Consider the following 18,786-nt stretch of genomic DNA (forward strand, 5'->3'; position numbering starts at 1 on the left):
ATCATAATCTCAAGATATAAATGTGATAACCTTGATAAGTAATTAGTAGTAAGCTAATAAAACTTATTGAGGTTATCTGCATTATAATAAACCAATAATTTACATAACCATTTACAAAATATAAAATATAATATATGTTTATGTAATATGTACTTTAATTGGAAATCGAAGATTAAATTTTTAGAGAACTTCTTAAAGATAATTATGAGAAATATAACTAGTAACATATTTGCTAGGACTAAAGGTGTTTGAGGAAATTTAGTTTTTATAAATTAGGGAGGCGATATTTTATGGATGGCTTAACTAGAGAAGAGGAAGTTATAAAATGTTTAATGGAACTTGAAAAACAAAAGCAAAGAGGAATAACAGCTATTGAATTGAGTTCATATATGGATTTAGATCGTGCTAATGTAAGTAGATATTTAAACAAATTATACAAGGAAAAAAGAATAAATAAAAAAGAGGGAAGACCAGTTTTATATAGCGGCCTTACAATGGAAGAAGTAAAAACATTCGAAGAAGACATGTCAGAGAAAGAAAATAAATCAAATAAGACAGTGAAAAAAACTGATAGTTTAGAACTTCTTGTTGGAGCAAAGCAATCACTTAAACTGCCAATACAGCAGGCAAAAGCTGCAATATTATATCCTCCTAGAGGGCTTCATACCCTCATATTAGGGGAAACTGGAGTTGGAAAATCTTTATTTGCTGAAGTTATGTATTATTTTGCTAAGGAATCTAAAATGATAGCTGAAGATGCACCTTTTGTAAGATTTAATTGTGCTGACTATGCTGATAATCCTCAATTGGTGGTAGCACAGATATTTGGCGTAAAAAAAGGAGCTTTTACAGGAGCTGATAGTGATAAAGAAGGTTTATTAAAGAAGGCTGATGGAGGAATATTTTTCTTAGATGAAGTTCATAGATTATCTCCACAAGGACAGGAAATGTTATTTACCTTTATTGATAAAGGTTATTTTAGAATACTAGGAGATACAGAGAAAAAAATAAAAGCTGAAGTTCAAATTATAGCAGCAACAACTGAACAACCTCAATCATTTCTTTTGAAAACATTTACTAGAAGAATTCCTATGACAATAATTTTGCCGCCACTTAGAGAAAGAAAACTAGAAGAAAGATATTATTTGCTAAATGATTTTATAGTAGCTGAATCAGTTAGACTTGGTAAAAGCATATATGTAAGCAAAAATGCAATTATATCTTTTCTGCTATACGATTGCCAGAGTAATATAGGACAGTTAAAGAGTGACATTCAGCTTTCCTGTGCAAAGGCATTTCTGAATTATAAAATAAATAAAAATAATTATATTCTTGTAGATCAAAATGATCTACAACCTAGAGTTCAAAAGGGAATAATGAAGATTCAGGATTATAGAAAAGAAATAGATTTTTTATCAAAAAACATGACTGATATTTTAAGATTTTCAAGTGAAGATAATAACATAAGAAATTTTGATTTAGAAATTGTACAGGCAGAAAATTCAGAGGATAATAGTTTTTATTCAATTATAGAAAAGAAAATGGAAGACTTAAAAACTCAGGGAATGGATGAGGAAAAAATAAATGATATTTTAAATATTGATTTAGAAAAATATTTTAAGAAATATATTAATACTATAGATACAAATATTAAAAAAGATGAAATTGCTAAAGTTGTTGATTTAAGAGTAATAACTGTTGTTGAAAAAATGTTAGATATGGCAACAGAAAAATTGAACAGGCAGTTTGATCAAAAAGTTTATTTTGGTTTGTCACTTCATTTACAAGGGAGTATTGAGAGAATAGCGTCAGGAAAGAAAATATATCATCCTAAGCTTAACGTTGTAAGAGTTCAATATAGGGAAGAATTTATTGTTGCAATGGAAATTGTTAAAATTATTGAAAAAGAGTTTAATTTAGATGTTCCATTAGATGAAATTGGATATATTACTATGTTTTTATCTACTTGTCATGTTGACATAAATGAAGAGACGGAAGAAAAAGTCAGTGTGTTAGTTATGATGCATGGAAGAAGTACTGCTAGCAGCATGGTAGAAGTAGCTAATTCTTTGATTGGAGAAGAATATGTTCATTCACTTGATATGCCATTAGACATGAAAGCGGAAGCTATGTTTGAAAAAGCTAAAGAAAAAATTAATGAAATTCATAGTGGAAAAGGTGTATTAATATTAGTTGATATGGGTTCTTTAATTAATTTTGGAAATATTATTAGCAATGAGCTAGGTATAAAAACAAAAACAATAGATATGGTTACTACCTTGACTGTTATTGAAGCTGGAAGGAAAGCACTAAATGGAAGATCCTTAGAAGCGATATACAGCTCATGTCAGGAAATAGGACGAGCATCTATACAAATGCCTAAGGAAGATTACAAATATGATAAGGAACTTGTAATAATTACCACCTGCTTTACAGGTGAAGGTGCAGCAGAACGAATAAAAGCGAGAATAAGCTGCAGTTTAGCAAATTCAGAAAAAGTAAATATTATACCTCTTGATATTTTAGATAAGGAAGATTTCTTAAAAAAGGTTAGTGAATTAAAAGAAAAATTTACAATATTAGCAGTTGTAGGAACAGTTAATATACTTATTGAAGGAGTGCCATTTATATCAGCCCAAGATATATTTTTAGAAAAGGGAATTGAATATTTAGAGGAATTGCTTGATATTGAACATGACTTTCTAAAGGTAAGAAAAGCATTGATAACTGAGATAACTCAGTTTGACTGCAGAAAGTTAGTTGCAGATATTAGATATATGATAAAGCAAATAGAGGAAAGCTTAAAGATAAAGATTCATCATGATGCACAAATAGGAATTCTAATACATGTAAGTTTTCTTATAGATAAGTTAAAACATAATGGTAATGAAATAATATTTAAAAATTTAAATGATTATAGATATGAGCATAATAAAGAATTTATTTTAGTTAAAAAGAGTCTAAGGGCACTAGAGCAGACCTATGAAGTTAATATTGGAGAAGATGAATTAGCATATATAGTAAGAATGATTGTAGAAAATATAGTTACTGTGTAACACAAAAAAATAGTGTGTAATTTAGTATTGCACACTATTTTTTTAAAATTACACTCTAATAAGGAGCTCGAAAGCAGCAAAAGAGCCATTTTAGAAATATAACTTACACAGAAAAGTTGGCATGCTAATTGCTCTATATAAAGGTGTAAGAAAAAATAAATAATTAGGTAGATTAAAGGAGGAATTAAATATGAAGAATATTTTGCTAGTTTGTTGTGCAGGAATGTCTACAAGTTTATTAGTTTCGAAGATGCAGGAAGCAGCTCATGGAAAAGGGATTGCTTGTAAAATACAAGCTGTAGGTGAAGCTGAAGTTATGGAATATATAGATAATACAGACGTTTTATTGTTAGGACCACAAGTAAGATTTTTATTATCAAAGTTCAAAGTTGACTTAGCTGATAAAAATGTACCAATAGAAGTAATCAACACTCTTCATTATGGAACAATGAATGGAGAAAAAGTTTTAGAAAGAGCCTTGGAACTCGCAGAAACCAAGTAATTAGGGAGTGAAGCATAATGGAAGAAATTATAATGAATCTCATAGTGCACAGTGGAGAAGTTAGAAGCTATTCAATGGAAGCAATTCAATGTGCTAAAAGTGGTAATGTACCTAAAGCAAAAGAATTAATACAAATTGCAGATAAAGAGTTGTCTCAGGCCCATAATGTACAAACATCACTAATACAAAATGAAGCAAATGGAGAAAAAACAGAAATATCATTACTAATGGTACATGCTCAAGATCATTTAATGACAAGTATGACCTTAAAGTCTCTTGCAGTTGAGATAATAGATATTCATGAAGAACTTCACAGAAGTAAGCATTAATATTTGTTTCTAGGAAAATAATGAATGGTGGTATTAGTATGAAATATGTTATAGGTCTTGATGGCGGTGGAACAAAAACAGAAGCAAGTGCTTATGATTCAACTGGAAAAGTTATAGAAACATCCACAAAAGGTTTTGCAAATTTATTGAACAATGAAGAAATAGCTTTAAATAACATAGTAAGTTCTATAAAAGAAATAACTGATAAATTCGGAACTGAAGAGCTTAATGGTGTTTATTTAGGTATTGCAGGATCAGAAGTTGGTGAAAATTCAAAAATAATTTCAGCTGCCATAAAAAGAGAATTGAAAATCGATTGTGTTGTTATGAATGATGCAGAAATAGCATTAAAGGCTATGTTAAAAGGAAAAGATGGAATATTAACTATAGCTGGTACAGGTTCCGTTGCTTTTGGAATTAAAGATAATGTTAGTGCAAGATGCGGAGGCTGGGGAAATCTATTAGGAGATGAAGGCAGTGGATATAAGATTTCAATAGAGGCTATAAAGAGAATGATATATGAAGAAGAAAATTCTATTGAAAAGTCAGAGTTAACTAAAAAGATTATGAAATACCTGGAGATTAATTATGTAGATGAAGTAACAAAGTTTGTCTATTCATCAACTAAGGATGAGATAGCAGCTTTAACTCCAATAGTTGCAAGACTTGGGGAAGCTGGTGATAAAATAGCAGCTGAAATATTGATTAATGAAGGAAGAGAACTTGCGAGGACTGTTGAAAATGTATACAAGAAACTTGGATTCAATAAATGCTCAATAGCGTTAGTTGGTGGAGTTATTAGAAAAGCTAAAGTGCTTAGAAATTCTTTTGAGGATTATTTAAGAGAAAACATAGTAATTGAAGAAATTGTTGATGAAGAAATTTCTCCAACAATGGGAGCTTATTATATAAGCAAAATGAAAGAGGAAATATAGAAAATTAATTGCGTTTGTATATAAAATATCGGAGGTGAAGTAATGAAAAGATTAGGAATTTCAGTATATCCAAATGAAAATAATATAAAAGAAACTGTTGAATATATACATTTAGCAGGAAAATATGGATTTAAAAGAATATTTACATGCCTGATTTCAGCTGCTGACAGAGCCATAGAAGATATAATTAAGGAATTTAAGATAATTTTAGCAGCTGCAAAAGAGGAAAATATGGAGGTTGTTGCAGATTTAGATTCAACAGTATTTACTAAATTAAATGCATCTATATATAATTTGAAAATATTTAAGGACATGGGCTTAGACGGAATAAGACTTGATATGGGATTTAGCGGTCAAGAAGAAGCTCTTATGAGTTTTAATGAATATGGACTTAAAATAGAGCTGAACATGAGTACTGGAAATAAATATGTTGATAATATTCTCTCATATAAAGCTAACATGAATAATTTATATGGCTGTCACAATTTTTACCCACATAAATATACTGGTCTTTCTTTAGAGCATTTTATTAAATGTTCAAAACAATTTAAAGAACTTGGATTAAATACAGCAGCATTTATCAATTCACCTAGTGCAGAACATGGACCATGGCCAGTATCAGAAGGTTTATGTACATTAGAAAGCCATAGAGACTTACCAATTGAGGTTCAAGCTAAACATTTTTTAGCAACAGGCCTAATTGATGATGTTATAGTAGCTAATGCATTTGCATCAGAAAAAGAACTGAAAATGTTAAGTGAATTGAATAAAGAAAAGTTAGTATTTAAAGTGAAATTTAATGAAAGTGCCACTGAATTAGATAAGAAAATAGTACTTGAGGAATTTCACTTTAATAGAGGCGATGTTTCAGAGTATATGTTGAGATCTACACAAAGCAGAGTTAAATATAAAGGTGAAAGTTTTCCGTCAGTTAATACTCCAGATATAAAACGTGGTGATATATTAATAGATTCAGATTTATATACCAGATATGCAGGTGAACTTCAAGTTGCTTTAAAAGACATGAAGAATACAGGGAAAACTAATGTAATAGGTAAGATATCAGAGGAAGAAAGATTTTTATTAGATTATATTGAACCTTGGATGAGTTTTGGTTTTGAAGAAATTTAAAGGGATATTATCTAATCTTTGAAGGTAAAAAACAATTAAAGAATAGATAAATCAAATTCATTTAAATTATGCTATTTACCTTCAAATATGTTTTGTATTTTTGTAGCTATTAATATTTTAGCATATTGAAGGCAAATATATATGTCCTAACTTAAAAAGTTAGAAAAATATTGTTTGTAATAATTATACAAGCAATAAAAGAAGTTGATAAGGAGGAAATAGTTTATGAACAAATTTTTTCAATGGATGGAAGAACACTTCGTACCAGTGGCTGGTAAAATTGGAGGTCAAAGACACTTGGTAGCTATTCGTGATGGGTTTGCTACAATTACGCCTATAATTATGGCTGGTGCATTTGCAGTACTATTTAATAATCTAGGATTTGAATGGTACCAAAACTTGCTAAATTCGTTATTACCAGTTGGATGGAAATCCTGGGGAGGTAACATCTGGAGTGGTTCCTTTGCAATAATGTCAGTATTAATTGTATTTACAGTATCATATCATTTAGCTAGATCATATAACAAAGATGGTTTGGCAGCAGGAGTGGTAGGTGTAGCAGCCTCAATGATTTTATATGCAACTACACCAGATGGTGCATTACCATATTCATTTTTAGGAGCACAAGGACTATTTATTGCATTAATAGTAGCTTTAGTATCTACAGAATTATTTGTTAAATTAATAGGGAATCCAAGATTAGTAATAAAAATGCCTAATGGTGTACCACCAGCAGTTACTAAATCTTTTGCAGCATTAATTCCATCAATTATAATTTTAGCAATAGCAGCAGGTGTTAAGCAATTATTTATAACTATCAGTATAACAGATATGCATCAAGCATTATTCTTTACAATTCAAAAACCATTACAAGGACTTGTAGGAAGTTTAGGAGGAGTATTGATAATAATTTTCGTATCTCAAGTACTATGGTTCTTTGGATTACATGGATCAAATATACTTGCACCAATTATTAATGCATTATTACTTCCACTACTTTTAGCAAATACAGAAGCAATTAAAAGTGGATTACAACCAGAAAATATCTTAAACAGTCAATTCTTAGATTCATATGTAAATATGGGGGGATCAGGTGCAACGATAGGTTTACTTATAGCAATATATATATTAGGTAAAAAATCAGGAGCTCAACAAAAAACAATTGCTAATTTAGGAATAGCACCAGGATGTTTTAATATAAATGAGCCAGTAATATTTGGTATGCCATTAGTATTAAATCCAATGTACTTCATTCCATTTATATTAGCACCAATGTTATCAGCAATTATAGCATATGTTTTAACTTATATAGGATTTGTTCCTAAGGTATCAATAATGGCAACTTGGACAACCCCTCCAATTTTAGGCGCATTAATTTCTACTAATTCAGTTATGGGTGCAGTTACTGCATTAATTTGTTTGACAGTAAGTGTATTATTGTATCTTCCTTTTGTATATATGGCAGGAAGACAAGAAGTAGCAGAAGAAAAAGCAGCTTTAGATGAAAATTTACAAGCTAAAGGATGCTAGAAAGTTAATTATAAATATATGTTTTGAAAATTATTTCTTATTTGTGCTAAAAGTTAAACTTATAAACTGCATTGTATTAAAGGTTTTACAAGTCACAGTAGAAAAAATTATTATAGTATTTTAGATGGAGGATCTAAATTATGAAAAATAAGAAAATAAAAATAGTTACAATTGGAGGTGGGTCAAGCTATACTCCAGAACTAATTGAAGGATTTATAAAACGTAGTAGAGAACTGCCTATTAAAGAAATATGGCTTGTAGATGTTGAAGAAGGTAATGAAAAATTAGAAATTGTAGGTGCTATGGCTCAAAGAATGGTTAAAGCTGCAGGTTTGGATTGGGAAGTTAATTTGACTTTGGATAGAAAAGAGGCTTTAAAAGATGCTGATTTTGTTACAACTCAATTTAGAGTGGGATTGTTAGATGCGAGAATAAAAGATGAAAGAATTCCATTAAGTCAAAGTTTGATTGGACAAGAAACAAATGGAGCAGGTGGAATGTTTAAAGCTTTTAGGACAATTCCTGTAATATTAGACATAATAGAAGACATGAAATTATTGTGTCCTAATGCATGGCTTATAAATTTTACTAATCCAGCAGGGATGATAACAGAAGCAGCAATAAAATATGGTGGATGGAATAAAACTATTGGATTATGTAATGTACCTATTAACTGTATGAAACAAGACAGTAAGGCTTTAGAAATTCCAGAAGAAGATTTATTTTTTAAATTTGCTGGCTTAAATCATTTTAATTACCATAGAGTTTGGGACAATGAAGGAAATGAAAGAACAGCAGAGTTAATTGAATTATTATATAATCCACAAAATGCAGATTTAAATAATGAAGCTGTAGTAGCTAATATTAAGGATTCAAAATTTATATATGAACAAATAAAAGATTTAGAATTATTACCTTGTCCATATCATAATTACTATTATGCAACAGATGATATGTTAAAAGAAGAGTTAGAAAGCTTTAAAACAGGTTCAACAAGAGCAGAAGTTGTAAAGCGAACTGAAGCAGAATTATTTGAATTATATAAGGATCCTAAATTAGATTATAAGCCAGAACAATTAACAAAACGTGGAGGGGCTTACTATAGCGATGCTGCTTGTGAAGTTATATGCTCCATATATAATGATAAAAAAACAACTATGGTAGTTTGTACACTTAATAATGGTGCAGTTCCTGACCTTCCATATGATTCAGTTGCAGAAGTTTCAAGTATAATAACAGCACATGGACCAGAACCAATAAATTTTGGAAAGTTAAATTTAGCAGCAAAAGGAATGCTTCAGTTAATGAAGTCAATGGAACAAATAACAATATCTGCAGCTATTAGTGGAAGCTATGAGGAAGCAATTCAAGCTTTCACAATAAATCCATTAGTTCCAAGTGGAAAAGTAGCTAAAGAAGTATTAGATGAATTGTTATTAGCTCATAAAAAATATCTACCACAATTTACAGAGGCAATAAACAAATTAAAAAATTAAGAATTAAGTTAATTTATATAAATTAATCCCTTAAAATTTATATAAATACTAAAGATAATAAAACTCACAACCTTATAATCAAAAAGAAATATAAGATAACCTCAATAAGTAAAGTGATACATGAATCTTAAAATACTTATTGAGGTTATTAAATTTTTATAAACGTAATTTATTTACTAAACTACGCGAATTTATTAAATTTTTTTTATTTTCGTCTAATTCATCTGTAATCATACCCAAATATAATAAATCAGTTAGAATTAAAGATGCATTTCTTGAGGAAACTGCACCAAGTCTTAAATCATTCTCTTGAGATGGAACATATAAAATCAAATCTGAGAACTTTAATAATGGGCTTTTTATAAATTGGGTTATTGAAATAGTAGTTGCTCCTTTGGTTTTAGCATGCTCCATTGCTACATTTATTTCTTTTGTATTTCCACTATAGCTGACTGCAAGGGCAACATCATCCTTAGTAATATAACTGGTTGCAGCTAACTGCATATGAAAGTCGTTATAAAAAACAACGTTATATCCAACTCTAGATAATTTTTGGGCTAAATCATAACAACAAATACCAGAACTACTTATTCCAAATAAGTAAATACGTTTAGCTTTTTTCATAGCTTGTACTGCATCATTTAAGGTTTCTATTCTTAAAAGTTTGTAGGTCTGTTCAACTGTTGAAGTATCTGATACCAGTGATTTTTTTACTATTGTTTTTAAGGAATCTTTTTCACAAATTTTTTCGGAAAATAAAGGGATTTCTTCAGTATTATCTTTGGCAAGATCAAGCTTTAATTCAGCAAATCCATTGTAGCCAAGTTTTTTTGAAAATCTGATAACAGCAGCAGGAGAAGTATTGGTTTTTTCAGCAATATCCTGAATAGAATCATATATTATGCCATTAAAATGTTCTATTATATATTGGGAAAGTTTTTCTTCTGTTTTTGTTAAATTTTCGCAGGATTTGATTTTATATAAACAACTCATTATAAAACCTCACTTTTAGTAAAATAGCATATAGTAAAAACTATTTAAAATATAAATACTATTTAAGTTATTAAAGAAATAATATGTATTATACAATAAAATTATTTTATTGTATAAGTATCTGCATAGTTAATATCTATTATACTAAATATAGCTTGTGAATTATATTAAAAATTAACTTTTAATATGCCTGATAGCTTCAGATATATTGCCATTTGATTTATTTAAAATTTCTTCACATATTTCTTTATTTTGGTTTGTTAATATCATGCAAATTGCAAGTTTAACATTATAATTACTTTTTATTAAATATTTCGAAGCCACATCTATTGTGCAATCAGTACTTTCTGCAATAATGTTTTTAGCACGTTCTATTAATTTATCGTTGGTTGGTTGAACGTCAACCATTAAATTGTGATAAACCTTACCATGCTTTATCATTAATGAAGTAGAAATCATATTTAAAATCATTTTTTGAGCGCTTCCGGCTTTCATTCTTGTGCTACCAGTTACAACTTCAGGACCCACTATTGCTTCAATTGACACATCCGCATGTTTACCTATTTCAGAAGAATTTACACACGAAATTGCACCGGTTAATGCACCAACTTCATGTGCATAATCAAGTCCTCCAATAACATAAGGAGTTCTTCCACTGGCAGCTAATCCTATTACTGTATCGTTTTTATTTAACTCTATATTCATTAAATCCTCTTTTGCAAGAGTTAAGGAATCTTCAGCACCTTCTTTGGATTTGATTAGTGCACTATAACCGCCAGCTATTATTCCTTGAAATAAAGATGGATCTACCCCATAAGTAGGAGGACATTCACTGGCATCTAAAACGCCTAATCTTCCACTTGTACCAGCGCCGATGTATATTATACGTCCTCCTGATAACATTTTTTCATATGCTAAATTTATTAGCTTTTCAATAGATGGAATTACTTTTTCTATAGCAAGTGAAATTTTTTTATCCTCATTGTTAATTACAGTAAGTATATCATTTGTATTCATTAAATCTATATTTTTACTATTCGAATTAATTTGTTCTGTATCAAGGATATCTAAATTGATTTTCAAGACAATCACTCCTTTATCTTTGTTAAATATATTATATAAATATTGAAATATAATTTCAATATATTAATCTAAACAATGCAATTATATTTTATGTAATTACATTATGGAGATGCCATTATTAAGTTAATTATATTTAAAGTAAGTAATATAAAAATATAGATTATTATAAATACTAATATTTTTGTAAATGAACCATATAATATATTGATATGTTCTTTAATATAATAAGTTTCAATTAAAGTTAATGAATTAAATTCATATAACTAAAATAAAATTTTAAGTATATTATATTATAAGTGAAATTTTATTGACATATATAAAGGAGAGATTATAATAAAAATATACTAGTAAAAATTAGGAAGGGTTATTATAGTGTGTAAGTCAGGAAATTATAAAAAATTATCATAACGTTTTCTGATTTGATAATTATGATAGCAGAAAGGAGTATTTATGGATTATAAGAGAATTGCTGAAGAAGTTTTGGAGTCTATTGGAGGAAAAGACAATGTTTTTGGAAATGCAACTTGTATGACAAGACTTCGTATTACTGTTAAAGACAAATTAGCAGTAGATTTAGGTAGAATAAAGAAAATAGAAGGCGTATTGGGAATTGTTGAATCCGACACAATACAAATAGTTTTTGGACCTGGAAAGGTAGAGAAAGTTGGCGCAGAATTTTCAGAGTTAACAGGTATCTCTTTAGGTTTTACAGAAGAAGTAAATGCTGAAGAACTTGCTAAAGAAAATAAAGCTGCCAATAAAGCTAAACAAACAAATCCAGTTCAAGTATTTCTAAGAAAAATAGCAAATATTTTTGTACCTTTACTTCCAGGAATAATTGCAGCAGGATTAATAAATGGTATTACAAACGTTATAAATGTTTCAACTCATGGTTCATTAAGTGGACAATGGTGGTATGAATGTATAAGAACAATGGGATGGGCACTCTTTGCTTATTTACCTATTCTTGTAGGTATGAATGCAGCTAAGGAATTTAAAGGATCACCAGCATTAGGTGCAATGGCAGGAGCACTATCGATTGCAAATGCAGCTATGCCGCTTTTATCAAAATTTAAAGATGCACCAGTAATTCTTCCATTGACAGGTACAGTATTTAATCCAGCAGCTGGGGGATTATTAGCAGCCCTTATTAGTGGTATGTTTTTTGCTATTTTAGAACATCAAATTCGTAAATTTATACCCGATATACTTCAAACCTTTTTTACACCATTGTTAACAGTTATTATTGGTGGGATAATTACATTATTAGTACTTCAACCAATAGGGGCAGGCTTAACAGTTGGTATTTTCGGAATTTTAAATTTTATATATGTTAAATTAGGTGTAGTCGGTGGATACATATTATCAGCAGGCTTTTTACCTTTAGTTGCAGTTGGATTGCATCAAGCACTAACTCCAATTCATGCTATGCTAAATGATCCAAATGGAGCTACACAAGGAATAAATTATTTGTTACCTATTCTTATGATGGCAGGTGGAGGACAAGTTGGTGCTGGTCTTGCATTATACTTAAAAACTAAAAACAAAAAATTAAAACAATTAACAAGAGATTCATTACCAGTTGGGATATTAGGTATTGGTGAACCAATGATGTATGCAGTAACCCTTCCACTTGGAAAACCATTTGTAACTGCATGTTTAGGATCTGGAATCGGAGGTATATTAGCATCTATATTCCATTTAGGTACAGTATCTCAAGGAGTATCAGGATTATTTGGACTATTAATAGTTATACCAGGAACACAGCTTTTTTATATTATTTCAATGCTAGGTGCTTATGTAGGTGGATTTATACTAACATACTTCTTTGGTGTTGATGATAAAAGAATTGATGAAGTTTATGGAAAATAAATTATGAAAAGGTGTTTGATATGTATACATTTGGAATATCATTATATCTTGGTACAGGATATGAAAAAAATAAAGAAATAATTGAAAAGTCTAATAAGAACAATGCTAAGTATGCTTTCACTTCACTTCATATACCAGAAGAAAAGGTTAATAATTATGAAGAAGAAGTAAAATCCTTATTGAATCTTTGTAAATTGAATAATTTAAATCTAATAGTTGATGTTGGACCAAGAACACTAGAAAAGCTTGGGTTTAGTAATTTTAAAGAACTTAAACAAACTAGTATAACCCATTTACGTTTAGATTATGGATTTAAAAATCAAGAAATTATTGAATTGTCTAAAGATTTTAACATTGTATTCAATGCATCAACTTTATCAGATAAAGATATAAATGATTTGAAAGCATTAAATGCGGATTTTTCAAGATTTTTAGCATGCCATAACTTTTATCCTAAACCTTTAACTGGATTGTCTTTAAAAAAAGTAAGCAAAATTAATGAAAAATTAAAAAGTTTTGGTATTACTACTATGGCATTTGTAGCAGGAAATAAAGATTTAAGAGGACCTCTTCATATGGGATTACCAACAGTTGAAGAACATAGATGTGGAGATTTATTGTTTAATATGCTTCAGCTAATTAAAGATACTGAAACAGACATTCCAATGATTGGAGACATAGATATTAAAGATGAAACTTGGATTAAATTAAAAGAATTATCAGAGGGATATATTTCTTTACCTGCTACAATAGATGAAAAATATTCATTTGTGAAAAATATAATTCACCATGACAGGCTAGATTCTAGTGATTATGTAATAAGGTCTCAAGAATCACGTGAGTATAGTTCACAAGGTGAAATTATCCAGGCTGAATTATTAAAAGAACGAAATAAAGGCAGTGTTTTCATAGGAAATTTAGATTATCTAAGATATTCAGGTGAACTTGAAATTGCAAGGCAAGATTTAGCGCTAGAACCTAAGGTTAATGTTATAGGTAAAATTAATAACGATGGCATTAAATATTTAGATTATATTACTGAGGGTTTAGGATTCAAATTTATATAGCTTAAAAAAACAATTACTTATGATATAAATAATATTAAAAATGAAGAAATGAAAATAGGCTCATAATCTTAAAATAATATATGTATAACCTCAATAAGTAGATTAGTTAATAAAAATAAAAATACTTAGTGAGGTTATCTTTTTTTTGTATGTATTAAAGTTTATAATAGCTAATGTAACAAATTTAATTTTGGTGGTGAAATATATTGGAATACGTAAATGATATTAACATAAATGAAGCAGTTATCCACATATTAGATAGCAATGGAGAAGAGCCTGTGCTTAATGAGTATAGTCTAGATTTAGATGAGGATATATATAAATTTTTATTTAAGCATATAGAAAAATGTTTTAAAGACGAAGAACTTAAATATGCAAAATTTAATCCAGAGAGGAATATAGTAAAAGAAGTTGTTCAGGATTATTTAAATCAAGTAACCAATGATTTAGTTGATTTATCTAAGGAACTTGCTAGGCAGTTGTTCATAATAATGAAGGGAAATGTGAACATACCATCTGGAGATTTAATAATTGCATCAATAATGACTGATCAAGGACCTATGATAAGTATTTTAAAAATGGATTATGTTAAAAACTTTACTCATGAGATTCAATTTATTGATCAAAAGATTGGAATAGGAATAGTGCCACAAGTAGCAGGGCTACCAGGAAGTGGTCAAAAGATACAAAAAGCAGCTTTCATTAAACTTCTTAAGGAAGAGGATAATTATAATTTAATGATTCTTGATAAACAAAAAGGTGGATCAGAAGAAGAATATGGTGCAAATTACTTTATAAATACATTTTTAGGAGCCAGCATCATTACAAATGAAAGAGATATGACAAAGACCTTTGTAAAAGCAGCAGAAAATTGGACTAGAAAAAATATTACTGAAGATGCAGGAAAAGCAGAGGAAATTAGGACTGCTATTAAAACTAAGTTAAAAGAAGAGGACACAATAAATATAGATTCATTTTCGGAAGAACTTTTCAATGAACACCCACAAGTAAAAGAGGATTTTTCCAATTACATAAAACAGCAAGGGCTAGAAGAAGTTGCTGTAGATAAAACTTGGGTTGATAAAAAATTAAAGAGAGTCAGATTAAATATTGATAAGCAAATTGATTTATATATAAATGAAGATACTTATCATGATTCTAGTAAATTTGAAATTCAAAGAAATGGTGATGGAACAATTAATCTAATAGTAAAGAATGTTATTAATTATATAGAAAAGTAGAGAAAACGAAACTTGTTTCGCATTGAATCACTTTCACATAGTAAAAGTGATGCTCCAAAAGTTCGAGACCCCAAATTTCATATTTGGGGTCTCGAACTTTCACACAGTGCATTTTATATTTGGAAAGCAGAACTTTCCTTAAGGAAAATATATAAACAGAGCTATGCCTAATAAGTAGAGTAAAAGGAATTATGGCTGCAGTAATATGCAGACATAATTCCTTCTGTCTTATAAATAAATTAATGACTAGGATACATTTTAAAGAAAATGCCTCTTGCTATTGGCCCAACTATAAGTAATTGAAGTGGCATAGCACAAATAAAGTTCATTCCTAAAGTTTTAACAAATTGTAATGGAAATTCTGAAGGTGTAGTTCTATGTATTATTGATACAATTAAAGACATACAAAAACACATACCGCAAACCATAAAGAATGATATAAGTAATACTTTCTTAAGCAGCGGGTCATTGTCATTTACTATTTTAGCTACAAGTCCTTTAGCTAATTTACCAACTAAGAACCAATCTAAAATTAATGCTACACAAAAAATAGGTACATATGGTATTAAAATTCCCATAAATAAATTACTAGTAAATCCATTTTGTAAAATACCATTATATAAGTCCATTCCTAAGACCATTAAAGCACAACAAATAAGTGTAAATATAAAATTTTCTTTTTTATTTTTTCCCATGATACATCTCCTTATAAAATAAATTGTCAACTAAGTTTACAATTTATTTTATCATTATGAAAAAGATTTTGTCAACAAAGTTGACAAAGAAAATTGAAATTTCTATAATAAATAATAAGAGAAATAATATGGATAAGAGGGAATCAATATGGACAATTATTTGGAAACTTTAAACTTAATAGATTTAATCAGTGAAAAGCATAAAAAGCTTCGTAAAGAAGTTATGAAATTATGGGCTCAGAAGCATTCAGAATATATATCAGATTCAGAATCACATATGTTAGGAACTATTAATATAAGAGAAATGACAGTAGCTGAAGTTGCAAGAAAAATGAATATCTCAAGACAGGGAGCACATAAGTGTGCAAAAAAATTGATTGATAATGAATATATTATGTTAAAGTCAATTGAAGGAAATAATAGAGATAAATTAATTGTATTAACTGAAAAAGGTGAAGAATATTGCACAGAAATGCTTATATTAAAGAAGCAGTTAGAGGATAATATTATTAAAAAAATGGGTGATGAAAATATTCAATTTGTAAAAGAATTTTTGCGAAAAGATTGGCTAGATTAGATTGAATATATAAAATTTATTAAGATAAATAGAAAAACAAGGAGTGAATGCTCCTTGTTTTCTATTTAAATTTATATTTTAAGATATAAGGAAAGGAATCAGTTTTATTTCATTAATTTAACAAGAACAGCTTTTTGTGCATGTAATCTATTTTCAGATTCATCAAAAATAGAATCAGCATTATCTTCTAAAACTTCAGCTGTAATTTCTTCACCCCTATGTGCTGGAAGGCAGTGAAGTACCATAACATTACTATCAGCTACAGCCATTAATTCCTTGTTTATTTGGAAGTCTTTAAATGCTTTAGTTCTTGCTTCAATTTCTTCCTCATGTCCCATGCTTGCCCAGACATCAGTAATTAATACATCAGCATCTTTAGCTGCCTCAGCAGGAGAGGTAGTTACCGTAAAAGTAACACCTTCTTTTTCTGCAATTTCTTTTGCTCTGTTTAAGTATGCCTCTGAAGCAGTATATTCTTTTGGTGATGCAATAGCAAAGTTCATTCCAACCTTTAAGCAGCCAATCATTAAAGAATTTGCCATATTATTTCCATCACCTATGAAGGCAACTTTTAATCCTTCAAGAATGTTTTTATTTTCTCTTATAGTCATTAAGTCAGCTAATACTTGGCATGGATGTTCTTGATCAGTTAATCCATTTATTATTGGTATTGATGAGTATTTAGCTAATTTTTCAACTTCTTCATGAGAAAAGGTTCTAATCATTATACCTTGCAAAAATCTTGAAAGAGTTCTTGCAGTATCTTCCATTGGTTCTCCACGACCAATTTGTAAATCTCTATCGGTTAGAAACAATGAATTTCCACCTAATTGATACATACCAACTTCAAAAGAAACTCTGGTTCTAGTAGAGGATTTTTCAAATATCATACCTAAGCTTTTCCCTTTTAAGTGAGGATGTTCTATATCATGTTTTTGTTCGTATTTTAATTGATCTGCTAAATTTAAAATTTCTAAAATTTCTTCTTTAGAGAGATCATCCATTTTCAATAAATTTTTTTTCATACATATCCCCCGAACTCAATTAACAGTTTCTTGTTAATTTTTTATGTTTGATAATATTTCTAGGATTATTTTTATTCCTGATTCTAGTTCTTTTTTAGTTATAACAAGAGGTGGAAGAAGTCTTACAACATCTTTTCCAGCTGTTAATACTAATAATCCTTTTTTAATAGCTTCTTTTTGAACTAATGCAGGATCACATTTTACTTTTATTCCAATCATTAAGCCAATTCCACGAACATCTACTACTTGAGGATTATTAGCTTCTTCAATAAGTTCTTTTACATAAGCACCTTTTTTAGCTATTTTCTCAAAAATTTTATCAGTGCAAAGTTCTTTAAGAACTACTAAAGCACCAGCACATGCAACTGGGTTAGCTCCAAAAGTTGAACCATGATCACCAGGTTTAAATACATCTGCTACTTTTGAAGAGCAAAGAATACCTCCAATAGGAAGACCAGCTCCGAGACCTTTTGCTACAGAAACAATATCAGCTTCTACATCAAAATTATTGTAACCAAACATTTTACCAGTTCTAGCTATACCGCATTGAACTTCATCAAAGATAACAAGTATATCTTTTTCATTGCAAATTTTCACTACTTCTTGAACAAAAGCTTTATCTAATGGAATTACTCCGCCTTCACCTTGAATTGCTTCAAGCATTATAGCACAAACATCATTTGTAAGCTTTTCCTTGAAATCTTCAATGTCATTAGCTTTTACATAATTAAAACCTTCAGTAAAAGGGAAGAAGTATTTATGAAATTTCTCTTGTCCAGTAGCTTTTAATGTAGTTATTGTTCTTCCGTGGAAGGATTGCATTAAAGTAAGTACTGTGCTTCTTCCTTCACCATATTTATCATAACTATATTTTCTAGCTAATTTAATTGAACCCTCATTAGCTTCAGCTCCAGAATTAGCAAAAAATACTTTACTCATATTAGATTTTTCAGTTAATTCTTTAGCAAGTTTTACACTTGGTTCAGTGTAAAATATGTTAGAGGCATGAGTAAGAGTTTTTAATTGTTTACTAGTTGCTTTAACCCATTTTTCATGGCCATACCCTAAACTGCTAACCCCAATTCCACTTGTAAAATCCAAATATTTATTTTCATCTGAATCGTATAAATAAACACCTTCGCCATGAGTGATTACTGGTTTTAAGCGACCATAACTATTTACAATATGTTCTTTTGCTTCATTAAAATCATATGACATAAAAACACCCCCAATTAATTCAGTTAGCAGTTAACT

The 18,786-nt window shown here is 29.2% G+C and carries 16 protein-coding genes; 11 read left to right on the forward strand and 5 right to left on the reverse strand.

Annotated features, from left to right (window positions below; all coding sequences use genetic code 11):
- Positions 1 to 290 precede the first annotated feature (290 nt).
- The 7 genes from GXK56_RS21645 to GXK56_RS21675 all read left to right on the forward strand — a co-directional run bounded on the left by GXK56_RS21645 (position 291) and on the right by GXK56_RS21675 (position 8,979).
- Positions 291 to 3,056 (forward strand): sigma-54-dependent transcriptional regulator, encoded by a 2,766-nt coding sequence (locus GXK56_RS21645; protein WP_160691337.1) that lies wholly within the window; start codon positions 291 to 293, stop codon positions 3,054 to 3,056.
- A gap of 190 nt (positions 3,057 to 3,246) precedes the next feature.
- Complete coding sequence (locus GXK56_RS21650; RefSeq protein WP_160691339.1) at positions 3,247 to 3,558, forward strand: PTS sugar transporter subunit IIB; 312 nt, start codon at positions 3,247 to 3,249, stop codon at positions 3,556 to 3,558.
- A gap of 17 nt (positions 3,559 to 3,575) precedes the next feature.
- Entirely contained in the window at positions 3,576 to 3,887 is a 312-nt protein-coding gene (locus GXK56_RS21655) for a PTS lactose/cellobiose transporter subunit IIA (RefSeq protein WP_160691341.1), read from the forward strand.
- A gap of 38 nt (positions 3,888 to 3,925) precedes the next feature.
- The gene (locus GXK56_RS21660) at positions 3,926 to 4,822 is read left to right on the forward strand and encodes a BadF/BadG/BcrA/BcrD ATPase family protein (protein WP_160691343.1); all 897 of its coding nucleotides are present in this window, start codon (positions 3,926 to 3,928) and stop codon (positions 4,820 to 4,822) included.
- Positions 4,823 to 4,864: 42 nt separating this feature from the next.
- On the forward strand, positions 4,865 to 5,953 hold the full coding sequence (locus GXK56_RS21665) for a MupG family TIM beta-alpha barrel fold protein (protein WP_160691345.1): 1,089 nt from the start codon (positions 4,865 to 4,867) through the stop codon (positions 5,951 to 5,953).
- 225 nt (positions 5,954 to 6,178) lie between these two features.
- Entirely contained in the window at positions 6,179 to 7,483 is a 1,305-nt protein-coding gene (locus GXK56_RS21670) for a PTS sugar transporter subunit IIC (RefSeq protein WP_160691347.1), read from the forward strand.
- Positions 7,484 to 7,623: 140 nt separating this feature from the next.
- A complete protein-coding gene (locus GXK56_RS21675) occupies positions 7,624 to 8,979 on the forward strand; it encodes a 6-phospho-beta-glucosidase (protein WP_160691349.1) in 1,356 nt (451 codons plus the stop codon).
- Between the two features lie 156 nt (positions 8,980 to 9,135).
- Here GXK56_RS21675 and GXK56_RS21680 read toward each other — a convergent pair whose 3' ends face one another.
- Positions 9,136 to 9,972 carry a MurR/RpiR family transcriptional regulator gene (locus GXK56_RS21680; protein WP_160691351.1) on the reverse strand — a complete coding sequence of 279 codons (837 nt, stop codon included), beginning with the start codon at positions 9,970 to 9,972 and terminating at the stop codon, positions 9,136 to 9,138.
- 174 nt (positions 9,973 to 10,146) lie between these two features.
- Positions 10,147 to 11,055 (reverse strand): N-acetylmuramic acid 6-phosphate etherase, encoded by a 909-nt coding sequence (gene murQ / locus GXK56_RS21685; RefSeq protein WP_160691353.1) that lies wholly within the window; start codon positions 11,053 to 11,055, stop codon positions 10,147 to 10,149.
- A 450-nt stretch (positions 11,056 to 11,505) separates the two neighbouring features.
- Between murQ and GXK56_RS21690 the strand changes: the two genes are divergently transcribed.
- From GXK56_RS21690 to GXK56_RS21700, 3 genes are all read left to right on the forward strand, one after another.
- The gene (locus GXK56_RS21690) at positions 11,506 to 12,927 is read left to right on the forward strand and encodes a PTS transporter subunit EIIC (RefSeq protein ID WP_160691355.1); all 1,422 of its coding nucleotides are present in this window, start codon (positions 11,506 to 11,508) and stop codon (positions 12,925 to 12,927) included.
- A gap of 20 nt (positions 12,928 to 12,947) precedes the next feature.
- Positions 12,948 to 13,994, forward strand: coding sequence for a MupG family TIM beta-alpha barrel fold protein (locus tag GXK56_RS21695; RefSeq protein WP_160691357.1), 1,047 nt, complete (start codon positions 12,948 to 12,950; stop codon positions 13,992 to 13,994).
- Between the two features lie 206 nt (positions 13,995 to 14,200).
- Positions 14,201 to 15,235, forward strand: a complete 1,035-nt coding sequence (locus tag GXK56_RS21700) for a nucleoid-associated protein (RefSeq protein ID WP_160691359.1) — start codon at positions 14,201 to 14,203, stop codon at positions 15,233 to 15,235.
- Between the two features lie 239 nt (positions 15,236 to 15,474).
- On the opposite strand, the gene GXK56_RS21705 is transcribed toward GXK56_RS21700, so the two are convergent.
- A complete protein-coding gene (locus GXK56_RS21705; RefSeq protein ID WP_160691361.1) occupies positions 15,475 to 15,930 on the reverse strand; it encodes a DUF2798 domain-containing protein in 456 nt (151 codons plus the stop codon).
- Between the two features lie 148 nt (positions 15,931 to 16,078).
- Here GXK56_RS21705 and GXK56_RS21710 point away from each other — a divergent pair, with 148 nt between their 5' ends.
- Positions 16,079 to 16,507, forward strand: a complete 429-nt coding sequence (locus GXK56_RS21710) for a MarR family transcriptional regulator (RefSeq protein WP_160691363.1) — start codon at positions 16,079 to 16,081, stop codon at positions 16,505 to 16,507.
- A gap of 104 nt (positions 16,508 to 16,611) precedes the next feature.
- Here the strand turns inward: GXK56_RS21710 and argF are convergent, their stop codons facing one another.
- Both argF and GXK56_RS21720 read right to left on the reverse strand, forming a co-directional pair.
- Positions 16,612 to 17,532 carry an ornithine carbamoyltransferase gene (argF, locus tag GXK56_RS21715; RefSeq protein WP_160691365.1) on the reverse strand — a complete coding sequence of 307 codons (921 nt, stop codon included), beginning with the start codon at positions 17,530 to 17,532 and terminating at the stop codon, positions 16,612 to 16,614.
- Positions 17,533 to 17,565: 33 nt separating this feature from the next.
- A complete protein-coding gene (locus GXK56_RS21720) occupies positions 17,566 to 18,750 on the reverse strand; it encodes an aspartate aminotransferase family protein (RefSeq protein ID WP_160691367.1) in 1,185 nt (394 codons plus the stop codon).
- Between the last annotated feature and the right edge of the window lie 36 nt (positions 18,751 to 18,786).

This window comes from Clostridium sp. C2-6-12 (genome assembly GCF_009928485.1).
GTDB lineage: Bacteria > Bacillota > Clostridia > Clostridiales > Clostridiaceae > Clostridium.